The organism is Leifsonia sp. 10L418 (genome assembly GCF_056395445.1).
Window position 1 is genome coordinate 1 of the sequence record NZ_JBFTJN010000011.1, and the last position, 23,003, is coordinate 23,003.

16 protein-coding genes are annotated in these 23,003 nt (G+C 65.8%); all 16 read right to left on the minus strand.

The genetic code is table 11. The annotated features are described in order from the left end of the window. A partial coding sequence (locus AC1DCF_RS17860; RefSeq protein WP_477212156.1) for a DUF4082 domain-containing protein occupies nt 1–1,261 on the minus strand: 1,261 nt, incomplete at its 3' end. Continuing rightward, a complete protein-coding gene (locus AC1DCF_RS17865) occupies nt 1,258–3,045 on the minus strand; it encodes a hypothetical protein (RefSeq protein ID WP_477212157.1) in 1,788 nt (595 codons plus the stop codon). The genes AC1DCF_RS17865 and AC1DCF_RS17860, both read right to left, overlap by 4 nt. Further along, entirely contained in the window at nt 3,023–3,280 is a 258-nt protein-coding gene (locus tag AC1DCF_RS17870; RefSeq protein ID WP_441791960.1) for an acyl carrier protein, read from the minus strand. Before AC1DCF_RS17870 ends, AC1DCF_RS17865 begins: the two co-directional genes overlap by 23 nt. A 28-nt stretch (nt 3,281–3,308) precedes the next feature. Next, entirely contained in the window at nt 3,309–4,535 is a 1,227-nt protein-coding gene (locus AC1DCF_RS17875) for a pyridoxal-dependent decarboxylase, exosortase A system-associated (RefSeq protein ID WP_477212158.1), read from the minus strand. Continuing rightward, a complete protein-coding gene (locus tag AC1DCF_RS17880) occupies nt 4,532–6,100 on the minus strand; it encodes an acyl-CoA ligase (AMP-forming), exosortase A system-associated (RefSeq protein ID WP_477212159.1) in 1,569 nt (522 codons plus the stop codon). Before AC1DCF_RS17880 ends, AC1DCF_RS17875 begins: the two co-directional genes overlap by 4 nt. After that, a complete protein-coding gene (locus tag AC1DCF_RS17885; RefSeq protein ID WP_477212160.1) occupies nt 6,097–7,455 on the minus strand; it encodes a glycosyltransferase family 4 protein in 1,359 nt (452 codons plus the stop codon). Before AC1DCF_RS17885 ends, AC1DCF_RS17880 begins: the two co-directional genes overlap by 4 nt. After that, on the minus strand, nt 7,452–8,663 hold the full coding sequence (locus AC1DCF_RS17890) for a rhamnosyltransferase WsaF family glycosyltransferase (RefSeq protein ID WP_477212161.1): 1,212 nt from the start codon (nt 8,661–8,663) through the stop codon (nt 7,452–7,454). The genes AC1DCF_RS17885 and AC1DCF_RS17890 overlap by 4 nt, the downstream gene beginning before the upstream one ends. Next, nucleotides 8,660–10,105 (minus strand): glycosyltransferase family 4 protein, encoded by a 1,446-nt coding sequence (locus AC1DCF_RS17895; protein ID WP_477212162.1) that lies wholly within the window; start codon nt 10,103–10,105, stop codon nt 8,660–8,662. Before AC1DCF_RS17895 ends, AC1DCF_RS17890 begins: the two co-directional genes overlap by 4 nt. Next, the gene (locus tag AC1DCF_RS17900; RefSeq protein WP_477212227.1) at nt 10,102–11,688 is read right to left on the minus strand and encodes a lipopolysaccharide biosynthesis protein; all 1,587 of its coding nucleotides are present in this window, start codon (nt 11,686–11,688) and stop codon (nt 10,102–10,104) included. Before AC1DCF_RS17900 ends, AC1DCF_RS17895 begins: the two co-directional genes overlap by 4 nt. Then, nucleotides 11,688–12,932, minus strand: a complete 1,245-nt coding sequence (locus tag AC1DCF_RS17905) for a glycosyltransferase family 4 protein (RefSeq protein ID WP_477212163.1) — start codon at nt 12,930–12,932, stop codon at nt 11,688–11,690. The genes AC1DCF_RS17900 and AC1DCF_RS17905 overlap by 1 nt, the downstream gene beginning before the upstream one ends. Then, nucleotides 12,929–14,050 (minus strand): DegT/DnrJ/EryC1/StrS family aminotransferase, encoded by a 1,122-nt coding sequence (locus AC1DCF_RS17910; protein WP_477212164.1) that lies wholly within the window; start codon nt 14,048–14,050, stop codon nt 12,929–12,931. The genes AC1DCF_RS17905 and AC1DCF_RS17910 overlap by 4 nt, the downstream gene beginning before the upstream one ends. Next, nucleotides 14,047–14,682, minus strand: a complete 636-nt coding sequence (locus AC1DCF_RS17915) for a NeuD/PglB/VioB family sugar acetyltransferase (RefSeq protein ID WP_477212165.1) — start codon at nt 14,680–14,682, stop codon at nt 14,047–14,049. Before AC1DCF_RS17915 ends, AC1DCF_RS17910 begins: the two co-directional genes overlap by 4 nt. Then, the gene (locus AC1DCF_RS17920; protein ID WP_477212166.1) at nt 14,679–15,845 is read right to left on the minus strand and encodes a DegT/DnrJ/EryC1/StrS family aminotransferase; all 1,167 of its coding nucleotides are present in this window, start codon (nt 15,843–15,845) and stop codon (nt 14,679–14,681) included. The genes AC1DCF_RS17915 and AC1DCF_RS17920 overlap by 4 nt, the downstream gene beginning before the upstream one ends. Continuing rightward, a complete protein-coding gene (locus tag AC1DCF_RS17925) occupies nt 15,842–16,837 on the minus strand; it encodes an NAD-dependent epimerase/dehydratase family protein (RefSeq protein WP_477212167.1) in 996 nt (331 codons plus the stop codon). Before AC1DCF_RS17925 ends, AC1DCF_RS17920 begins: the two co-directional genes overlap by 4 nt. After that, on the minus strand, nt 16,837–17,988 hold the full coding sequence (locus tag AC1DCF_RS17930) for a Gfo/Idh/MocA family protein (protein ID WP_477212168.1): 1,152 nt from the start codon (nt 17,986–17,988) through the stop codon (nt 16,837–16,839). The genes AC1DCF_RS17925 and AC1DCF_RS17930 overlap by 1 nt, the downstream gene beginning before the upstream one ends. A gap of 52 nt (nt 17,989–18,040) precedes the next feature. Beyond that, nucleotides 18,041–22,912: a DUF4082 domain-containing protein gene (locus AC1DCF_RS17935; RefSeq protein ID WP_477212169.1), complete on the minus strand. Its 4,872-nt coding sequence runs from the start codon at nt 22,910–22,912 to the stop codon at nt 18,041–18,043. Between the last annotated feature and the right edge of the window lie 91 nt (nt 22,913–23,003).

The window sequence follows — 23,003 nt, forward strand, 5'->3', positions numbered from 1 at the left end:
TGTTCTTCACGACCGCGAAGTCACCGTAGCCGGTCAGGGCAGCCGAGCATCCGGCATCCGGGGCCACATCGGGTGCGTCGCAGGCGATGGTGTTGCCGCGGATCACAGAGCCTGACCCCATCCGAATTCCGGATTCATGCGCCTTGCCCTCTGCGTCACGGAACTGACCGTGGAGATAGGAGTCGGCGATGGTGCAATCGAGGGAGCAGTTCACTGACCGATTTCCGCCGGTCACTTCTACTCGGGTGGCCGTGAAGCGGGCATCACCGATCCCGGTTCCCATCTCGGCTCCGATGACGACCTCACTATCACTGATCGCGAAAGATCCGACGCCGCCCTCCTCGGTGAATACAGTTCCGTTGATGACTGAACGGGTGATCACGACACCCTGCGCTTCAACCTGCAGGGTGCAGTTCACCGTCTTGGCGTCGATGACGGTTCCGGCGGTCGTGATCCGGCACGGCCCGGTATACGGGGAGAGTGCGGTTCCGGTGGGCACTCCCGTTGTATCCTCCGACGGAAATCCTTCGACCAGTGTGGGCTGAACTGGCGTCGGTGTCGGAGTCGGCGTCGGCGCCGGCGCCGGCGCCGGCGCCGCAGCAGGTCGTGTCGACGCCGTGCCGGTCTTCCTCTGGTCGAGCGGCGAGTCTGGCGTGAACACCACGTCCACCCAGTACGAGCTGTTGCGGTAGGTGTCGGTGGGAAAACGCGTCGCAGATCCGTAGGTGAAGAGGCCGAATCCCGGGGAGATCTCCAGATCGGGCGAAAGGGAGGTCCCGCTGTACTCCTCCGTCACCGCGTAACGCCCCGCCGCGGCGTAGTAGGAGACGACATACGTCTGACCCGCCTGCAGCGCGATCTCATCGTCGAACTCCGCGGACTGCCAACCGGAACTCGTCTCGCCCGCGAAAGTGGCCGTCGCGAGCTTCTTTCCTTGAGCCGTCCAGAGGGTTCCCTCATGGGACCCGGGGGCTGCGGAAACCTTCCAAAAGCGCATCCCGGTGGCCGTGCCGTCGGCGAGCACGCTGAACCGCGTGCCGACCTCGACCCCATTGGAGTCCGAGTTTTGCGCCAGCTTCGTTGGAGCCGAGCTGCCCATGATTGTGTCGGGAGCCGCAGTTGCCGTGCCCAGGAACCACAGGCCTGCTGTCGCCGCCAGCACGAGCACGAGCACGATCGCGAGAAAGGCCGCCAAGCGTCTGCGTCGGAAGGAGGCGCCGGACTTGGCCGAGACATTGTCGGCATCAGGGAAATGCGTCATCGCGCGCCCGTCGGGTCGCCCCGTGGGACTCGAGCACCGCTCGCCACGATGAGGTTAGCCAGAAAGGCGACCGAACTCGGTCGCGGTACGACTCGCCCAGCGAGCATGTCGTCGATCCAGTCCGCTCGGATGAAGGTCGTCAGCTCCGTCGCCGACAGCACCTCCGGATGCGTGCGCCAGTGTTCCACGACCTTCCCCGCGAGCTGGAAACCCCCGACCGGAGGACGATTACCGTGCCGAAGACGTTGGCCGACCTTTCGAGCCACACGGCGTCCCGTATTCAGGGCACCGGCTGCCGATCGCCACGGGTTCGGGTACGCCGTGGCAATCGGGGCCGAGCGTCCCTCGAGGGGGATTCTGCCCAGCTCCGGGTCGAGTTCCATCTGCAGTCGGGCGAGGAACAGCGAATGCGCTTTGTCCTCCGGAGACAGCCTCGAGGCGATACTGAGAAACTCCTGGCACAGCATCGGGTTGACAATTATCCGTTGAGCGCCGACCGCGGTGTCGGTGATCCCCGCCCATCGCTGCATGCGGTGCCGCAGGTACAACTCGTCCGTGGCCCTGAACCACTCGCCCCCTGCCGCCGACAGGGCGGAGGCCACCTCATCGTCGGCCGTCGAGCGCGCCCACGACGAGAACTCTGGGTCGAGCAGGCCCGGCTCGACGGCTTCGTTCGCGAACATGCGCCACCCCGCGAGCTGCTCCGCATCCTTTCGCGTAAATGCCCGCTCCCGCACGGCGCCGACATAGTAAAAGCCACGGGCAATCTCCCCGCCGAGTCCCGAGATCCGCACACCCTGATCGAAGTCGCGCTCCGCGACGGTGAGGGCGGCGAGGGCAACCGGATCTGACATTCCGTCCAGTCGCATCGCAGCCTCCTGCACGAGTTCCCACGCCCCCGCGGCATTCACCCCGTCGAGAGCTGCGAGGCCGTGTACGTCGTGCCGCATCCCGTAACGCTCGGCGAGCTGCCGGGCGATGATGACGTCACCGCTGCCCGGCGCACCCAGCGTCATAGCGCTGAGCCCTCGCCGTCGGGCGACAGGGATGGCGCTGAGGAGCAGACGGGAATCCTGTCCGCCAGTGAGTTGCAGCACCGCGTCGGGGTGGTCGTCCAGGAGTGCCTCCAACGACACACGCAGTATCGCAGCGGCCGCGAACACAGCCTCCTCCAGTGAAATCCCGGCCTCGGCCTCTCGTTCCGTCGCGCTCACTCGCACACCGTCGGTGCCGAGGTGGGCGATCGCACCGGGGGCGAGCTTGTCGACCTCGCGGAACAACGTGCGCTGGCCGAGTTGCCACCCGAGCAGGGATTGGACAGCGACCGCGGTGTGGTCGATTTCGGCACCACGGATCCACCCCGCGAACAGGGCCGACGTGGAGAGGACCGGCGGGCCTGCGGCATCCGGCACGCTGTGATAGAGCTGCCTGAACCCCATCGAGTCGGCCACCATGGTCACCCCCCGTTCGTCACCGCGCACCGCGGCGAAGGGAGGGAGCAGTCGCGTCAGGCCCCCGGGATCCTGCCGCATGCATTCGGCGATCTCCGTTGCAGAAACTTCACCGTGGCTTGTCCTCCTCACGCGGGAGAGCGCCAAGGTCGATGATGACGGATTCACCGATTTCAAGCCCCACGAGGCCAGTCTCGCCGGACCGCTCGCCGTCGTCGTCAGGCTCTCGTGGCGCCCGAGCATCCCGTCGATCACCGCATCGTCGCGGTCGACGGCGACGAATCCCGGGAGGGCGCCGTGTGGCCCCTGGCTAAGCGGCCGCGAGTTTTGCATCGACGAACCCAGTGAGAGTGCCCACCGTCTCGAAGATCTCGGCGCCGAACTCGTCGTCGTCGACGGTGATGTCGAAGCGATCCTCGAGGGATGCCACGAGGCTCACGACGCCGAACGAGTCAAGTTCCGGCAGAGAGCCGAACAACGCGGTGTCCTCCTCGAGGTCTTCCGGGCGTTGGCGCAGCTCGAGCGCCTCGATCAGGACGGTTCGAACGGCGTTCAGGGTGTCAGTCATGGTTACTCCTTTATGAGACGAGGACAGGTCAGACGAGCACTTCCGCGGGTGCGGGATGCCCGAGGAATGCGGTCGGGCTGGCGGTCAGGCCGTACGCGCCCGCCTGGAAGATCACGACGAGGTCGTCAATATCGGCCGGAGGCAGCTCAACTCCATCAGCGAGCAAGTCGAGAGGGGTGCAGAGACATCCCACGACCGTGACATTTTCTTCTGCAGCGAGTTCGGCGCGATTTCCAACCGCGACGGGGTAGTTGCGACGGATGGCCTGGCCGAAGTTGCCCGAGGCGGCGAGCTGGTGATGCATGCCTCCGTCCACGACAAGGAAGGTCGTGCCGCGCGACACCTTGCGGTCGAGCACCCGGGTGACGTAAACCCCGCACTCCCCGACAAGATAGCGACCAAGTTCAATCACCGGGCTCGCCTCGGGCATCCGCTCGGCGATTGGCCCGTCAACTAGCTCGTGGAGGTTTCCTGCGACGGCGTCCAGGTCGAGCGGCTGGTCCTTCTCGACATATGGGATGCCGAATCCGCCACCCAGGTTGAGGTAACGCACAGGAGTGGGCAGGTGCTCGGCGAGGCCGCTCACCAGGTCGACGGTGTGCCGCTGCGCCTCGGCGATGATCGCCGCGTTCAGGTTCTGCGAACCGGCGAACACGTGGAAGCCGAGCACGTTCGCTCCCGCCGTGGCGTATTCGCGCAGCACCGCAGGTACCTGTTCCGCGTCGATGCCGAACTGCTGCGGTCCGCCGCCCATCCGCATCCCCGATCCCTTCACCGCGAAGTCGGGGTTCACACGCACGGCAACGTTCGGTGTGAGCCCGAGCTGGTCGCCCGCCGCGATCACCCGGCGGAATTCAGTAGTGGACTCGACCTCGACGAGAATGCCGGCTGCGACCGCCTGCCGGATCTCCGCAGGCGTCTTGCCGGGCCCCGCAAAGCTGACCTTGTCAGGCCAGATCGTGGTGTCGAGCGCAGTCCGCAGCTCAAGCCCGGAGGCGACGTCAATCCGGTCGAGCCTGCGTGCCAGATATTGCACGATGGCGGGCATGGGATTTGCCTTCATCGCGAAGCTCAGTTCGACACGTGCGGGGAGCACGGAGCGCAGTCGATCGACACGCTGGTCGAGCAGCGCGCGGTCGTAGGCGAAGAATGGCGTCGACCCAACGCGTGCGGCGAGCCGGCTGAGCGGAATCCCGCCGACCCGGAGCTCGCCGTCCAGAGTGCCGAACGCGGCGATGTGTTCCTGCGGTTTCATCCGGACACCTCCGACATGAGGAGCATGCGGTCGTATTTGCCGTTGGCTGAACGGGGCAGGTCGTCGCGAACGTCGATACGGGACGGGACCATGTAGAGGGGCAGGATTTGCTTGAGTGCGGCGACAAGCGCGGCGATGTCGAGTTCGGCCGTCGTCGGTGTGACCACCAGCACGATCCGCTGCCCGAGAACGGGGTCATCCTCGCCGAGGGCGACGGTGTCGCGCACGAGACCGGTGCTGTACGCGGCGTCCTCAATCTCGCTCGGGCTCACCCGGTACCCCGAGGTCTTGATCATCTGGTCAGTGCGGCCTACGAAGTACAAGAAGCCCTCCTCGTCGGCCACCACCGTATCCCCCGACCAGACAGCCCGCTCGGGGGCGCGCCACTGCTGGTCCGGGTGATTCACGAGGCGATAGCGTTCGGCAGTACGGATCGGGTCGTTCCAGTAGCCGAGCGCGACAAGGGCGCCGCGGTGCACAAGTTCGCCTTCCTCACCAGCCTCACACGGCGTCCCGTCTGGTCGGAGGACAATAACCTCGGCATTGGGGATGGCCTTTCCGATTGAGTCGGGACGACGATCGACTTCCGAGGGATCAAGGTAGGTGGACCGGAACGCCTCCGTGAGGCCGTACATCAGGTAGGGGTCGGCCCCGGTGAAAACCCCTCTCAATCGATCGAGGGTCGGACGCGGCATCCTGCCCCCCGTGTTGGCCCAGTACCGCATGCGACGGGCGGCCGTCTCCGGCCAGTTCAAGTCAGCCAATTGCAGCCAGAGCGGAGGCACACAGGTGAGGCCAGTGACGCCGTAGCGCTCGCACAATTTGACCACTTCCCGTGGCAGGAGGTAATTCATGAGGACGCAGTGGGCGCCGACCGAGAAGGCGGTCGTCACCTGGCTCAAGCCGGCGTCGAAGCTCAGCGGGAGCACGCTGAGGATGACGTCATCGCTGGTGTTCTCCAGGTATGTGCTCACGCTCTCGGCGCCGACGATCAGGTTGCGGTGACTGAGCACGACTCCCTTGGGCTTGCCAGTGCTGCCGGAGGTATACAAGATCGCGGCCGGGTCGATGTCGATCGCAAGGGACCGGCGCGGGACTCCCCCCGCCGCCTGCCCGTCTTCCCAACAGTGGACCTGCCAGGATGCGGCGGGATCTGGCGCTACATCGCCCACGACGATCACGTGCGCGACACGCGTCGTCGGAAGCACAGAGCTGAGCTGAGAGAGCCGGTCGGCCGAGGTGATGAGCACTCGTGCGCCGCTGTCCTGGAGGATGTGAGACACCTGGGTCGCTTTGAGCACGTGGTTGACCGGGACAAATATCCCCCCGGCAGCTGAGACGGCGAAGATCGACGCGACCGTTTCGAAGCGCTTCTCGAGGTAGATCGCCACACGGTCGCCACGCTGAAGGCCTACGTCAAGGAGCTGTGCTGCGGCGGCGCGGGACATCCGCCAGGTCTCGTCGTAGCTGATGGTGACATTGCGGTAGGTCAACGCCGGTGAATCCGGGGTCGCGGCGGCCGCCTGGCTGAGCAGGTGATGGAGGCTCGTCCTGGCCGGCATCATCGTCTTCTCCTCTCGGCCTGCGCGCTGCGTTCGATGAGGAATCGGTTGAACTCCTCGGCGTCATCAAGGTCGACGTAGCGTCGGCCCTCTGGGTCGATACTGGGCGAGACCTCGGTCGCGGGGACGGCCGGACCGGCCTGCGAGAATCCGGACAACTCATCGAACACCCCGACATAGGCCTCAGCTTGCGGCCGCCAATCCATGAGCGTGGCCACTCGCGCGCGGGCCTTCCTTCCGAGCTCGGCCCGCAGCGCCTGGTCGTCGATCAACGTCTCGACGGCATCGGCGAACGCCGTGATATCGCTCGAGGGGACGTAGAGCAGCGCGTCTCCGCCGGAGACGCGAGTCTCGATCAGGTCGTAGGACACGGCCGGTAGCCCATACGACATGTACTCCATCGTCTTGTTCATCGTCGACAGATCGTTGAGTGGGGTCTTCAAGTCCGGGCAGAGTCCGATGTCGGCCCGGCTGAGGTGCTCCGCGATCGCCGCGCGGTCCACGCGTCCAGTGAAGGTGACATACTCTCCGAGTCCCAGTTCGGCCGATTGCGCCTTGAGGTTCTCGAGGCAGTCGCCGAAACCGAGGAGGGTGACAGTCACATTCGTGCGTCCACGATGGTGCACCAGTTCGTCAACGACGAGAAGCACCTGGTCGACTCCGTCCTGGGGGCCCATAATGCCGAGGTAGACCAGATTGATCTCATCGGAAGGTCGTGGTCGCGCGGGGTAGATCGGGCGCATCTGACGGGTGTCCGGTCCGCTGCGTACAACCGTCACCTCCTCTGGTCGGCGGCCTCCGCGTCGGATTGCAACAGCTTTGTACGACTCGTTCGTCGAGATGATCCGATGCGCGGCGCGGAGTGTTCGGCGTTCGAGCCACAGCAGGCCGCGGTACTCGAGAGACCTCGCCCCGCCCTGCGGCTCACCGAACCTGGAAATGAAGAGCTCGGGATTCAAATCGTGGTGGTCGAAGACGAATGTGACTCCGAAGGGACGCCAGAGAAGTGCCAGCAGCCAAAATGTGTCGGGTGGATTGCACGACTGCATGATGTGGAATCGTCGATTGCGTCGCACCCGCGTTGACAGCCACGCAGTGCGCACCCAGCTGTACGCGAACTCCCAGGCGAATCCGACGAGTCCTTCCGCCTCCGGCGCAGGGCGGTACTTGTAGATGTCCACTCCGTCGAGGTGCTGATATCCGGGGTCGCCTGGCCCCTTCGGGCAGATCACACTGACTCGGTACCCCCGTGCGATCAGCGCCTGGCATTCCAGCCACACCCTCCGATCCAGTGGGACCGGTAGATTCTGCACGATGATGAGCACGTGCGGCGGCTGAACAATAGTTGTTGCGGTCATGCTCCCGTCACCTCCTCGACGATGATGCGGACGACGGCGTCCTGGGTCGGCTTCCACGACCGTCCGACGACGGATGCCGCGGCATCCGCTGCGCGGCCGGCGAGGTCGTCGGCGGTCACAGCAGCGCTCAGCGCGTCGGCCAGCGCGACAGCGGTCGGCTCCGCCCAGAGCACATGGGGATTGGGCAGCACCTGGCGCGCGAGCGGAATGTCATTGACAACCGGGATGTTGCCCGCGGCGAGCATCTCCTCTGCAACGAGGGTGATGTTGGTGAAGGACATCGCGAGTCCGGCGATCGTCCGCCCGTACAGGTCGTTCAACGCACTGGTCGTCATGCGCCCGTGGAAAGTGATGGGGATGTTGAGTCCTCGCGGCGGCGCCCCATACACGTGGATCTCCTGGTCAGGGTGTCTCCGGTGGAACACCATGAGCGCGATGCAGGCGAGCTGATAGCCGCGGCGCGGGAAGTCCGGACGACAGTAGAAGACGATTCCGCTGCGCACGGTTCCAACGGCGGGCAAGTGGTACACGGCCGAGTCGCAGCCGAACGGTACGACATCGCTGGCGAGCCCGGTCTGCTCGCGGATCATCCCGTCGAGCATTTCGCCGAGTGCGATGCGACGGAACGGAAGCCGGTAGGTCATCGCAGCCAGCGCGGACTCGGCACCGTGCCCGTAGAAATACGGCTCGTAGTCCTGAATGAAATAGAGGCGCCGCATCGGCGAGCGCGCGTACTTGACGATCACGTGCGCGGACTCCCACGAGGTCGCGACGACCGCATCGACATCCGCGATCCCGGCACGCGCATCCCGAATTTCGGCCTGCATGCCCGGCCAGTACTCCCGGATTACCGAAGTCAGGCGTGCGACGTCGAGACCGTGCTTGTCGTAGAGGAACAGCACGCTGTTGTGCCCCGCTGCCTCCAGTGCCTCGACGATTCGGAAGAGCGTGGTGTGCCCGCCTGATCCTGCCGCCGGCGGCGTGGTCACCCAGCCGATGCGAAGCGGTCGGCCCTGCTCCGGACGAGTCGCGGGCACGGGCAGCTCGGCGGGCACGTCGACGAGGAGGTCATCCAGGTCGAGATTGAAGAGGAGGTCTGCCGCGCCCGTTTTGCGGTAGGCCCGCTGCGCGATACGCTGCGCGATCCCGGGCAGGCCGACGGCCAGCGCTCGGCGCGTCTTCCCGATCAGTTGTGCCCCTCGACTCATGTCGCGACCGCCCCTCTCACTTCATCGCCCGTAAATCGGCCCGGCCGGGTCGAACTTCCGGAGGAACTTCGACCTGCTGCGTCCCGCAGCACACGCGCGTGCGCCTCGATCATGGCGACGACACCGTCGGCCGCGTCGCGCGGCGGGATCGGCGCCACACGTTCGCGCTGCACCGTGTCGACGACGCGACGGATGGCATCCCCGAACTCGGACGCATTTCGCTGGTGTCCCGCGCTCCACCGTGCACGCTCAACCCGTGCGTCGGTCACGACGCTCGCCTCTCCCGCCCCGTTGGCAATGAGAACCGATCGAGCGGGATCGCGGGCAACAAGCTCACGTGCTCCCCCGACATCGCTCAGGATGAGCGGCAGACCCGCGGTCCACGCTTCCGTCGCGGCAACAGGCCATCCCTCGAAGAAGGAGTTGAGAACGAAGGCGTCGGCGGCGGCAAGGAGCGTCCGTGCGTCAGAGCTGGCGAGCAGATGCACCCGGTCGGCATCTCGACTGCCGCGTCGGATCGCGTCGGATCGCCGAAATTCGACCCAGTCGGATGGTTCGCCCGCGATCACGAGCTGTGCCGGCACGCCTGCCGCAACGCACGCCAGAAATGAGGCAACCGTCCCGGCGATGTTCTTCTGCGCGTCGTACCGGGCAAGGCAGACGAAGACGACGTCATCGTGAAAACGACCGCCAACGGCGCGCTCAAGACTCTCGCGGGCGACACGACGCTGCTCGGCGTCGGGCGCACGGCTTCCCGGCGCAGCGTTCGGGATCACCGCGATCCGCGACCGGAGCAGCACCGGCAGGTGAGCCGCGTGGAACGTGCGGACAAGCTCGCTGACGGCGACGGCGGAAGCGGATCGGCTGAGAAGCTCCGACAACCTGCGCCATCTGGCACGGGAGAAGTGGATCTCTGTGTTGTGCATCACCGGCACGAGCGGCGCTCCGTTCTCCTGGGCGGCCGCTTCAAGAAAGGCCGGGGCACCGTGGAGCTGAATGACATCCGGGCGGAGTTCGTCGATCGCGCGGAGCGCCGTCGCACCATCGAATACGGAACGCACCTCGATACCCAGGTCGCGGATGCGTTGTGCACGCACACCGTCACCGAGGCAGACAACGGCCGGGGTGACCCCGGCCGCCGGAAGCCAGGTGGCGAGCACCTCGACGACCGAGCCGATCCCGCCGATGTCGAGTGCGCCAACCCCGAGGACGCAGGTGAGATCTTCGGCGCATCCGGCCGGCGCCGACGACCCCGATATCGAATCGGCCATCCGTGCGCGCAATTCCGGGAGCGGCTTGCGCAGAAAAACCTGAGTGATCCGGTGCACATACCCGTAGCGGATGCGTGGCGGCAGCATCCCGGTCGCCGCGGTGACGACGCGAAGCGTCAGCGCGACCGTTTGTCCGCCCACTCGAGTGGCCAGCCCCGGGGCGGCGGTCATGACTGCTCTCGCATCCGCGCGAGGAACTGAAAACGTGCGCCGATCCCGAACCGACTCGCGATCCTGAGCGCTTCATGAATTGCGGGCCGGGCCATCAGGAGCGTGATCCCGATGTGCACCGCGAGCATCGCGAGCACGATCAGAACAATCGAAAGCCAGGGCGGAAGTGCAGCCGTCCAGAGCTTGACGCCCCACCCGGCCGCTGCCATGCATACGACGGCGATGACCAGATAGACGAACGGACCGGCGATCACGCGCGGGCGCGTCTGCAGAGCACGTGCGACGAGGAACCAACGGACGAACGTGGCTAGGGTCGCAACGCACAAGAATCCGACGGCGACGGCGACGAGTCCCCACCGCACGGTGAAGACGGTGGTGGCGAAAGTCAGCAGGTCGATGATCACGGCGTAGACGAACCAGGCGCCGGGCCTGCCCAACCCGTAGAACAAGCCATGATCCAGCCATGCTCCAACCGAGAGTGTGCCGGCGAGCGCGAGCACCTGCGCCACCTGATAGCTCTGCTGCCACCCGTCGCCGAAAAGAATCGGGATCATCAGCGGGGCCGCGACGGCAACGATGGTGAGCGGCAACGACAAAGCGGCGTAGGTCACTTTGAGCGCGCGGAGGTAGGCATCGCGCAATCGCGCGGCCGAATCGCGAATCTTGGCGAAGGCGACGTTGGTGACCGGGACTATCGCACTTCCCGTCAGGTCCTGCACGATTTGCACGAGGCGCTGGGCGATGCTCATATACCCGAGTGCCGCAAGACCGAGGGTCGCCGAGATGACGGCGGCCTCACCCCAGGCACGGAGCATTGCAACGAACTCGACCCCCAGCACCTGACCGCCGAAGCGCGCCATCCGCACGAAGTCCGTTCGTGAAAACTCAAACGTCGGATGCCAGGTGACCGCCCACCACGCCAGCACGGTCGAGATGACGGCTGCCACGAGCGACTGTGCAACGAGAGCCCAGACTCCAAGGCCGGACAATGCCATGAAGATCGCGACGACTTGGGCTACGACGGCAGCCGCCGCTCCCTGCGCCGCGATCGCCCGGAACCGCATGTCGCGGCGCAGGAGGGCTGTCGGAACCGAGCCGATTGCGGTGACGACGACCCAGAGCGAGAGCACCTGCAGAACCGGTACGACGCCGGCGGATCCGAAGACCGCGCCGAGCAGCGGCGCGGCGAAGAAGACACACCCGCAGAGCAGTATCCCCGCCGTCATCGAGAACCAAAAGGCGGTGCTCAGCATTGTTCGGTCGGTCTTCTCGACCTGAACGATGTAGGCGGCGAACCCGAGATCGGCGAGCAGGAAGAAGAACGGCAGCACCGTCGAGGCTGCCGCCACGGCGCCGAAATCCGCCGGGCTGAGCAGTCGGGTGAGCACCGCGATCGTCACAAAGCTGAGCACTCGAATCGCCCATTTTTGAACCGTCAGCCAGACGACTCCCGCGGCAGCACTGCGCCCGACATCGAGCGGAGGGGCCGATTCCATCGGCGGCAGCGCGTTCGGCGCTCCCCCGACCTCAGGTACGTCGGTGAAGAGTTCGGCAGGGGCGTCCCGCTTCCGCTCGACCTCCATCACGCACCCTCCTCCGAGATCGGCGCGAGACGCAGCGCGTGTCGAGTCGCGCGGACGACCTTGGCGGAAAGCGTTCGCCCTTCGAACGGCAGGTCGGCGAGCCAATCCCGGCTCGTGTACTCGCCCTGGACAGTGCGGTAGAAGTCGCTGAGCCGGTCGGCCATCGCGGTGAGGGAGAAGTGTTCCTCGGCGAAAGCCCGACCGAAACTGCCGAGTTCGGTGCGCCGCTCGGCGTCGGCAAGAAGTGGTGAGACGATCGCGGCAAGCCGCGCGGCAGGGTCAGGAACTGCCTCGGGACTCCAGTAACTGGATCGTGCGAGGGTCTCGGCGGACGACGGCTCGAACAGCATCGACCATCCCGCTTCACCTTGCACGACGAGCGGTTTCGCGAATGCCAATGACCGTGCGGCGGAGCCGCCCATCCCGAGCATAATGTCGGCTGCGGCGTAGGCGGGTCGTGGGTCGGCCATCGGCCCGATCAGCCGCACGGCGTCTCTGCCCACCTCCTCGTTGACGGCATCCGCTCTGGCCTGGGTCGCAGCCACATTGTCGCCCGTGCCAACAAGCGCAAGGCTTGCTCCCATCGGTGCAAGCATGCGCATCGCGTCGATCGCGGCGAAGGCAGGGATGGACTTCATGCTGGCGTCAAGCCGGCTGACGATGACCAAGAGCGGGCCGTCATCGATTCGACTCACACGGCGAAACTGCGTCCGGTCGTGCACGTCGGGGTGATTCTCAATCAGATCGACGGGCGGGCTGATGAGGATGGTTCGCCCCGGGCGGTCCTGCTGCTCATCGCGCTGATAGCCCGTACCGACGATCATCGGCACACGACGGTAGAGCTTGGGCGACACGCTCATCTCGTACACGGTCTGCACCCACGGCGTCCGTGCAAACCGGGAAGGCCCCCAGTAGGTCGGTCGTGCGCCGCCACCCCATGATCCGTAGACGTGCACGAGATCGACGTGGTGTCGGCGGGCGAAGGCGGTGATCTGGCGCGCACGCGGAAAGATGCTCGGCGCGGGATCGTAGAGAGAGATCTGCAGACCACGCGCCGCTGCGACCTCAATCAGCGACGGGCCATCCGGAATGGTGTCACGGGCGCCCAACAGGATCGATTCGACGCCACGACCGCGCATCTCCGCCGCAAGATCGACAGCGTTGATCTGCGTGCCGCCCAGCTCAAGGCTGTTGAGATGCACCAGTACTGTGAGCATCGATGCCCCGTTGGTCGCGTCATTCATCGCCCGGATCCCCTCGCCGTCGTGGCAGTGGTGAGCTCGGCGACGACCATCGCCTGCAGGTCAGAGGTGAGATGCGGGAACATCGGAAGCGACAGGATGCGATCGCCCGCAGCCTCCGCGACCGGGAACTGGCCTTGTCGATAGCCGAGGCCGGCATAGGCCGCCGTGAGATGCAGCGGCGTCGGATAGTGGATGGCGGCGCCGATGCCCGCAGCAGTGAGCTCGGCAAGCACCCGGGCGCGCTCATCGACCTGCACGACGTAGAGATGCCAGACGTCTTCGTTACCCGGTCGCACGGTGGGCACTCGCACTCCGGGCACCTCGGCAAGTTGCTCGGAGTAACGAGCAGCTCCGGCCCGGCGCGCGGCGTTCCAGTTGTCGAGTCGGCGCAGCTTCGCGCGCAAGACCGCAGCCTGCACTGCGTCGAGGCGCGAGTTCACCCCCACCCGGTCGTGCACATACTTCACCGAGCTGCCGTGAGCACCGAGGTTTCTCACCCGTTCCGCGATGTCCGGGTCGTCGGTGAGTACCGCGCCCGCGTCGCCGGCCGCGCCGAGATTCTTGCCCGGGTAGAAGCTCGTCGCCGCGACGTGGCCGATCGCGCCGGCACGACCGACCGACGACGACGCGCCCTGCGACTGGGCGGCGTCTTCGACGACGAAGAGCCCGTGCCGCATGGCGATCGCGACGAGCTCCTCCATCGGCGCAGTCTGGCCGTACAGGTGCACGGGAATGATCGCCCGCGTGCGCGGGGTGATCGCCGCCTCGACGGCGGTCGGGTCGATCAGCAGATGTTCGGGGTCGACGTCGACAAAGACCGGAACGGCACCGACCCGGGAGACAGCCTCGGCGGTGGCGATGAAGGTGTTCACCGGCATGATCACCTCGTCGTCTGAGCTCACTCCGATCGCCCGCAGCGCAAGTTCCACAGCGTCGGTGCCGTTGCCGACCCCGACGCAGTGGCCCACGCCGATGAACTCTGCATACTCACGCTCGAATGCGTCGACCTGTTCTCCGCCGATGAAGCCGGCTGTCGCAAAGAGGCGCTCCCACACCGGAAGCACTTCCTCGGCGATCTCAGCCTGCTGCGCGGCCAAATCGAGGAACGGAACCTTCATGCTCGCACCGTCCTCTCGATCGCGCGTGCGGGGACGCCCACCCAGGTCTCGGCATCCGGAACGTGCTCCAGCACCACCGCGCCCATGCCGACGACGGCGTCGGGGCCGACGAGAAGCCCCTGTCGCACCGAGGAGTTCATTCCGAGGGAGGCGGCTTCGCCCACGTGCACCGAGCCGCCCAGGGAGACGCCGGCCGCGAGCGTCGCGAAGTCGTCGACCACGTTGTCGTGGGTGAGCGTGACGTGGGGCATGAGCACGACGTGACGCCCCACGGTGACGGATGCGGTCAGCACGGTCCCAGCGAGCACAACGCTTCCGACACCGACCTGGCAGGATTCCGGCACGCGCACCGAGGCGTCGATGACCGTGGCGAAACGCGAATCGACGACGCCGAGCTCGGCGAGGCGCTGACGCCCGTGGCGACGCGCACGCCCGGACCCCATGCACAACACGAAGTAGGCATCGAGTTCGGCCGCGAGCGCAACCCCGCCCAGCACCGTCGCACCGGCACACTCAGTACCGTGCAGCGCGCGATTGTCATCGAGCACACCGACCACCCGGCAGTCGCTCAGATCCGCCGATGCGAGTTCCCTGGCCAGCCCACTGGCCGCGAGCAGGATTAGGTCTCTCATGAGAGCCTGCCGCCCGCGCCGGCCCGTGCGGCGGAGCTCGCGCGCAGCACATCGACGACGCGGCGCTGTTCCTCCTCCGTCATTTGGTGGAACAACGGCAGAATCAGCGTGTTGTCGGTGAGGCGTTCCGTCACTCCGAGCGATGCGTCGCCGGTCTCGGTAGTCCAGTAGGCCGGTTGGCGGTGCGCGGCCATGATGCCCCGCCGCGCGGAAATGTCGGCTTCCGCGAGCGCCACGAGCAGGCCGTCGCGATCGGTCGGAAACTCGGGCTGGACCTCGACCCAGTAGGACTGGAAGTTCGAGGTGCCCCAATCGGGGTCGCCGACCGGGCGGAGCCCGTCGATGCCCTGAAGCGCCGCGGTGTAGCCGTCGGCGATCTCACGACGCCTGCGCACAATCTCGGGCAGACGCCCGAGTTGCGCGATGCCCACGGCCGCCTGCAGGTCGGTCATCCGGTAGTTGAAGCCGATCTCCAGATATTCCTCGGCCGGCGCAAGCACGTGTGACTGCCGGTCGCTGGCCGAGACGCTCATGGCGTGTTCTCTCAACCGCCGTGCCCGCTCCGCCCATTCGGCATTCGAGGTTGTCAGCATTCCCCCCTCCCCCGTGGTCAACAGTTTGCGCGGGTGGAAGGACCACGCGGCGAGATCGGCGCCCGCCCCCACCGGGCGGCCGCGATAGGTGGATCCGGCCCCGCAGGCGGCGTCTTCGATGACAACGAGGCCCCGCGGATCACACACCGCGCGTATGGAATCGAGGTCGACCGGAATGCCACCCTGATCAACCACGATCACGGCACGCGTGCGCGGGGTGATGGCGGCTACCACGCCGTCTGCCGTGACACAGCCGGTGGCGGGGTCGACGTCGATAAAGATCGGTCGCGCTCCAACATACGTCGGCGCGTTCGCGGTGGCGATGAACGAGAACGACGGGACGATCACCTCGTCGCCGGCGCCGACACCCGCCACGATGAGCGCCAAGTGCAGGGCGGTTGTGCAATTCGAGGTGGCGACGGCGTGGCCGGCTTGCATCGCAGCGGCGAACTCGCGCTCGAACTGCGCCACCTTCGGCCCCTGGGCCACCCACCCCGATGCGATCACCTCGCTGAGTGCGAGCATCTCCTCCGAGCCCATCCATGGCTTCATCACATTGATGCGGGTCATGACGTCACCAACGATCGCCCCGCGGCGATTTCGTCGCGCAACGGTTCCCACCACTCGACGAGTTCCCGTAGTCCGTCTTCGAGCGACACCGACGCCTCAAAATTGAGAGTGTCACGGGCCGCAGAGGTGTCGGCGAGCCTCCGGGCCACCCCGTTCACCGCCCGCTCCGGGCCATGCTCGACCGAGAGATCCGACCCCATCGCGGCGAGCAGAGCCTCGGCCAGACCGAGCAGGCTCGTCTCGGTTCCACTCGCGATGTTGAAGATGCCTTCGCGAACGTCGCTCGCCGCGGCAAGGAGGTTCGCCCGTGCGATGTCCCGGGTGAAGACGAAATCCATCGTCTGCAGGCCGTCACCGAAGATCAGCGGCGGTTTCCCGTCGGCGATGCGCTCCATCCAACGCACCAGCACCTCGGTATAGAGCCCATGCACATCCATCCGGGGTCCGTACACATTGAAGTAGCGAAGCCCCACATAATCGAGCCCGTTCATCGCCCGGAAGCTGCGCAGCATGCCCTCGTTGAACGATTTCGCCGCACCATAAAAGGTGTCGTTGTTGTGGTGGTGGTGGCGTTCGGTCGTGGGGAACTGCTCCGCGAGTCCGTAGACGGATGCGCTCGACGCGGAGATCAGTTTGCTCACTGAATGTTCGACCGCCGCCTCGATGACGTTGAACGTTCCGTCAACGAGAACTTCCAGCGCCAGTCGGGGTTCTTCAGCACACTGAGTGATCCTGATCGCCGCCTGGTGGAACACGAGGTCCTTGCCCCTGGTCACATCGTGCACCAGATCGCGATCCCTCAAATCCCCCTCGATCAGAGTCACTCGGCCCGACGCCAGGGCACCCTCGAGGTTCGCCAGCCGGCCACGCACGAGGTTGTCGAGAACGTCGACTTGTGCGACGCCCGCGTCGAGTAGTTGGTCGACGATCTCTGATCCGATCGTCCCTGCGCCGCCGGTCACGAGGACGGCGGCCCCCTCAAGTTTCGTCATCAGTGTTCTCCCACCAACTCTCGATCTGGGCCAGATTCTGGATGTGCCACGAACAGTGACGGCGCGACGGATGCAGTCGCCGTCGCGCCCGCGGATGCCGGGACGGTCGACGGCACCACGGCAGCACCTGCTGCTTCGAGGCTGCGATTCGCTGCCTCGAGCACGGCCAGCACGCGGAGGCCGGCTGCTCCGTCGGTTCGGGAGGGTCGCTGTTCACGAATGCATGCGGCGAATTCTGCAGCCATGGCGCCGAGGGCCTCCCGCTCAGGCAGGGCTGGAGACCAGGTATCCCCCAGGCGATACGAGATCGTGGCCTCGGTACGTTCCGATCCGTCGAGTGTCTGCAGACCCAGATCCACGCCGCGGTCGTAAACGCTGACGCGCTGCTGCGGGTTGAGATCGTCCCAGACCAGAGTTCGTTTGGTGCCCCCGATGATCATCTGGCGAATTTTCGTCGGGCTCAGCCAATTGACGTGGACGTGCGCCATCGCACCGTTCTGCAACGGCAACGCGAGATACCCCAAACATGACTTCCCGGCGCCCACCGGATCAGCCCCGTGCGCCGACACACTGAGTGGATGGAGCCCCCCGGGAAGCACAAAGTCGATGATCGACAGATCGTGGGGCGCGAGATCCCAGAACACGTCGACATCCGGTCTGATCAAGCCCAGGTTGATGCGCACCGAGTCGATGAAAAGAATGTCACCCAGGGCGCCCTCAGCGATGAGCTCCCGAATCTTTTGCACCGCAGGGGTATAGCAATACGTGTGGTCCGCCATCAGCACCAGGCCGCGTTCGGCTGCCGCGCGCACCATGTCACGCCCCCTCTCACCGGTGTCCGCCAGCGGTTTCTCGACCACGACATGCTTGCCGGCGTTCAAGGCGTCCCGCGTGATTCCGTGATGGGTTCGTGCCGGAGTGGCGATCGCTATCGCATCGATGTCTTCGGCGTCGAGCAAGGTGCTGAGCGACGTGACGACGCGTGCCCCACCTACCTGCTCGGCCAGAGCTGCTGCGCGATCGTGGTCAATGTCGCAGATGGCGACGAGTTCCCATTCTGGAGAGGCATGGAAGTTGCGGGCCAGGTTGGGGCCCCAGTATCCAGCTCCGACGACGGCGATTCTCAGTTTCTCGGTCAATTTCTCCCCCATTAGTCGATGATGCGAGGCCGATCGGGTAGCGGCCGCGCTGCCGGGCAACTCGTTATGGAGCAGGGACGAAGAAGACGTCGATCCAGTAGTTGTGAGTGGACAATTGGTCGGGATAGGAAGCGCCGTATCGGTAGACGGCTCCGGACGCCGGCGTGGACAGCGGACCGTTGATCACGGGAGCGGCCAGGCCGCCCGCGGTGACCGAGTACCAGCCGACGGTGCTGTGATAGCTCGCGCGATACTCAACCCCGGGCTGGATCGACACCGGTTGATCGAAGGTCGCGCTCTGCCATCCGGTCGCGGTTTCATTTGCGAAAACCACGTGAGCCAGCAGGGCGCCGGTGTTCGACCAGAGGTATCCGTCGTGGGTTCCGGTGTTTTGCGCACCTTTGTAGAACCGGATGCCGGTGATATTCCCCGCCACCGCCGAGGTGAACCGCACCCCCACCTGGATCTCACTCTGGTCGGCCCAGGCCGGGACGATCGGTGTCGCGTCTGCCGCGAAGATCGACAGCGCGCTCACCGTGGGCGGTGGGGCCGCAGTCGTGAACGACCAGGAACCGCCGGATGCCGCAACTGTATCGATTGTGACGGCCGCCGCATACGACGTCGACCACGCGAGCGGATCGGTCGGCACGAAACTGGCGGTGCGGGTTGCAGCGGAATACGAGGCAACCCCCGGCACCGATCCGGCGGGGCCGGTCACGCTCAGCGAGACGGTGCCGACCGGGTCGGCCGAGAGCTGGGCTGTCACCGTAGTGGTCGGCGCAACAGCCGAGGCACCGGCTGCCGGAGTGGCCGACACGACGGTGACCGGAGTCGGCGTCGGGGTCGGAGTCGGAGTCGGCGTCGGAGTCGGCGTCGGAGTCGGAGTCGGCGTCGGAGTCGGCGTCGGCGTCGGAGTCGGCGTCGGCGTCGGCGTCGGCGTCGGCGTCGGAGTCGGCGTCGGCGTCGGAGTCGGCGTCGGAGTCGGAGTCGGCGTCGGGGTCGGGGTCGGGGTCGGGGTCGGCCCCTGGGCGAAGATCACGTCGACGAAGTAGTTGGTGGCATTCCAGCTGTCCGTCGGGAAGCCGCCCGCTGCGCCATAGAGGAAGCGCCCGTTATTCGTTGAACCCGCCGTGAGCGGCCCGCTGGACTTCGGTTGCGTGAAGTCATTCGAGGTATAGGAGTACCTGCCGTTCGGGGCAAGGTACGAGACGACGTAGGTTTGCCCGGCGACCAACGAGACCGGCGTCGTGAGCTGCGCCGTCTGCCATCCGCTTGCCGTCTCACCGGTGAACGTCACCGTGGCCAGGCGAGTGCCGGTCGCCGACCAGAGGGATCCGGTGTGCGAGCCCGTGTTCCCGCTGCCTTTGAAGAAGCGGATTGCGGTGACGGCACCGGCTTGACTGGCGGAGAACGACATCCCGAGCTCAACGGCCTGCGCATCGGCTGCCGCTGCAACGGCGGGTGTCCGGTTGGCGAGCACCGTGAAGACGCCAGACGACTGGGTTGCGAACGACCAGGTCTGTGTCGACAGAGCGACCCCCTGTGTCGACCGGACATTGCTGAGATTCATTGCGACCGATGCGCCGACAGGAAGGGACTGCGCCGGCGTGAAAGTGATGGTCAGGCCGTCGGCCGAGAGGGCCGTCGCCCCGGCCACCGCTGTGCCCCCGCTTGTCACGGTCAGGGCGTAACCGGCTACGACGGGCGTCGACAGGCGTACCGAGATGGTGGAGGCGATGTCCACATCGACGGCGCCATTTGCCGGCGTTTGATTGACGACAGTGAGCGGGTCAAGAACTCCGTTGAAGACGACATCGACGAGGTAGTTGGTGGCGGATTGCGAGCCGGGGAATCCCGGGTCGTAGGTGAATGCACCGGCATTGGAGCCGGCGACGAGTGGGCCTCTGGTGATCCCGGACCCGGCGAAGGCGCCGGGTGACGCCGACCAGATCCCCTTCGGGTTGGTGTACGACGCGATGTATTGAGTTCCGGCTGTGATCGTCACCGGGGTGCTGAACGTCACTGTCTGCCAACCGGCAGTGCTCTCAGCGGTGAACGCGGCGGTCGCCAGCTGAGTTCCCGTCGACGACCACAGTGTTCCGGTGTGCGACCCCGTGTTTCCCGCACTCTTGTAGAAACGAATGCCTGAAATGGTTCCGTTCGACGTGCTGGAGAAACGCACACCGAGGGCAACCGGAAGACCTTCGGCGACCTCGAGAGTTGTTGGTACCGTCGCGTCGGGGAAGAGGCCGCAGGGGCAGACTCCCTCGGTGCCGGAGGCCTGCGCAGTCTTGAATGTCCAGCTCTGGCCGGCTGCCAGTGACCCGCCGCCGGTCGCGGTTGCCGCGACGGTGACCGCGTAGGTCGTGGCATCCGCGAGCGCCGAAGTCGGCGTGAACTTTGCGGTGCGGGTCGCCGCGACGTAGCTGACGCTTCCCGGAACCGCGACGCCCGCCGGATTCTTGACGGTGATCACCACGGATGTGGGGACGACGTCTTTCGACAGCACGGCGCTGACAGCAGTGTTTGTCGGCACGCTCGACGAACCAGGAAGGGGAATCTGCCCGCCCGCCGAGAGTGGCGTGCTGTCAGTCGTTGTGAACACAGCATCGACGAAATAGTTGCCTTGATTGAAGCTGTCGGTGGGGAAAGCGCCGATCGAAGTGTTGTACACACCGGCCGGCGTCGCACCGAACCCTCCGGCGACGGTAAGCGGTGCCGCGGTCCGGCCGCGGTACGCCCATTCGTAGTTCGTGGCGGCATAGTGGCCATTCGGAGCGGAGTACGAAACCGTGTAGGTTGTGCCTGCCGCCACGGCAACCGGCTGGGCAAACGTTGCGCTTTGCCATCCCGAGCCGGTTTCGTTGGCGAATGTCACGGTGCCGAGTCGCACGCCGGCGGAGCTCCAGAGCGAACCCGTGTGAGTGCCCGTGTTGCCGACGCTCTTGTAGAACCGCACCCCGGAGATGAATCCGCTCTGGTTGGGAGTGAACCGCAATCCGAGTTCAACGGAAGCCGAGTCTCCGGAATCGGGAGTGGGCGGCGCCTCACTGCCGAACACGGTGTACGGGCCGGCGATGGTCAGGGCTGCCTGGCTCGGCGTCGACGGGTAGTTTCCACTGTCGTCGACGGCGCGCACCTTGATGTTCCCTGAACCGGCCCCGCGTTGAATATAGGTGTAGCTCCAGGTCGTCTTGCCCGTTGCCGGGTGCCACTGTGTGCCGCCGTCGGTCGAGACCTCGACCCCGGCGACGACTCCACCGACATCGGCGGCCGTTCCGGTGACAGTGACGGTTGATCCGTTTGCGACCGATGCACCGGGCGCCGGGGAGCTGATGACCGCGGTGGGGGCCGTGTGATCGGTGCTGGCCGGACTCGCGACGAGTCCGCTGGAGAGCGAAGCGGGCTGCGCCCCCATGTCGGCGAGCAGATTGACCTGGGCTTGTTGCATGCGGGGATCGGCGGGGGCGCCGTTCCCGTCGTGCGTCTGATCGAGTCCCCACGTCCACTGCACGCTGCCCGCCGAGAAGACGAGTGCGCCGCTCGCCGCACGGTAGAGCGTGACGTGGTGGGTGGTCGTGCCGACCTCGGTCGTGTTTCCGAAGTCCTGAAGGTATTCGGGCACAGCCCCCGTCGTCGTCGAGAGGTTGATCAAGCCCGCCGGCTGGAAGCCGTTGTCGATGTTCTCGTTCGACTCATAGCCGATCGTGTGCGCGGCCAGAGCCGCTGTGGTGCCGGCAGCCAGGCTCGCCAAGCTTGTGTTTCGCCAGAGTCTCGCCTTTCCCTCTGCCGCGGAGACAGTCACGGCAAGGTCGGAGAAGTTCGACATGTACATCGTGCCGGAGAGTGCATTCTCCGGAACGCCCGCACCGTTGGCTTGCGAGGCATACCGGGGGTCCCGCCAGGTGCCTGTCCATTCGGCAGAGGGATCGATCTTCCCGTATGCCCAGGTTTCCTTGTACGACACCAGGGTGCGATAGGCGGTGGCACTCGGATCAGCCGACGGCGCATAGCGAGTGTGCCAATACATTTCGTTGCCGGAGAGGAACTGCAGATTCACCCCGGCGTCGCGCGCAGCCGTCACATTGTTGCGCTGGGCCGCCGACCAGTACTCATCATGGCCGACAGAGAGGAACACCTTGTGGTTGAGCAGGGCCCCGCCGAAACGGTCGGTGTCGACGCCGCTGAAATACGAGACGTCGTAGCCGTTCTTCTCCAGGAATCGCACCATCGGGTACTCGTTGCTGAAGTAGAAGTCGCGTCCACCGATTCCGTCTCTGGTCACGACCGGACGGTTGTAGCTCACCTTGTAGGCGCGCCCGTTCGCAGCACCCCGGTAGAAATCGGAACCACCGTAGGTGTTGTACGCCTGCCAGGTGGGATCGGATGTCTGGAACAGCACGGCCGAGTGGCTCGCCTCGTTGCGCACAACGAATGTGATGTGGCTGGAGTCCCCGTTGTCGTTTCTCGTCAGCAGAGCGAAGTACACCCCCGACACGGCGTCGGCCGGCACCGCCCACGATGCCGAGACTTTCCAGGTGCCGCAGTCATACAGCTCGGTGGCGGCATCCGTGATGCACTGGGGCTGTGACTGCGGGAGCGTGGCAGACGGTGTGACATCGGCGATCTTTCGGGCGCCGAGGCCCTGATACCAACCGCTCCGGAAGATCTCGATCGTGTAGGCACGAGCGGTGGTGTCGACCTTGAACTGAATGGTCTTGCCGACGTTCACGCTGATATCGGTCGAGAATCCCTGGATGTCACTGTCACCGGCGCCACTGATGTCCCAGACCGATGGGTCGGTGCCGGGAAGTGCGTTCTCGCAGAGGATCGGGTTCGCTGCCACACCGCAGCCCGTCGCCGCTTCTGCGGGCGTCGCGGTGAAGGCGAGCAGCGAGCTCGAAAACAGCGCAATCACGAGGGTGGCGGATGTCACCCCCCATCGGGAGCGAGGGGAATCCGACTGCCGGGAGGGTCCACCGGGTGTTTCAAAATGCAACGACTGAGACACGATCGCTCCCCGGCAC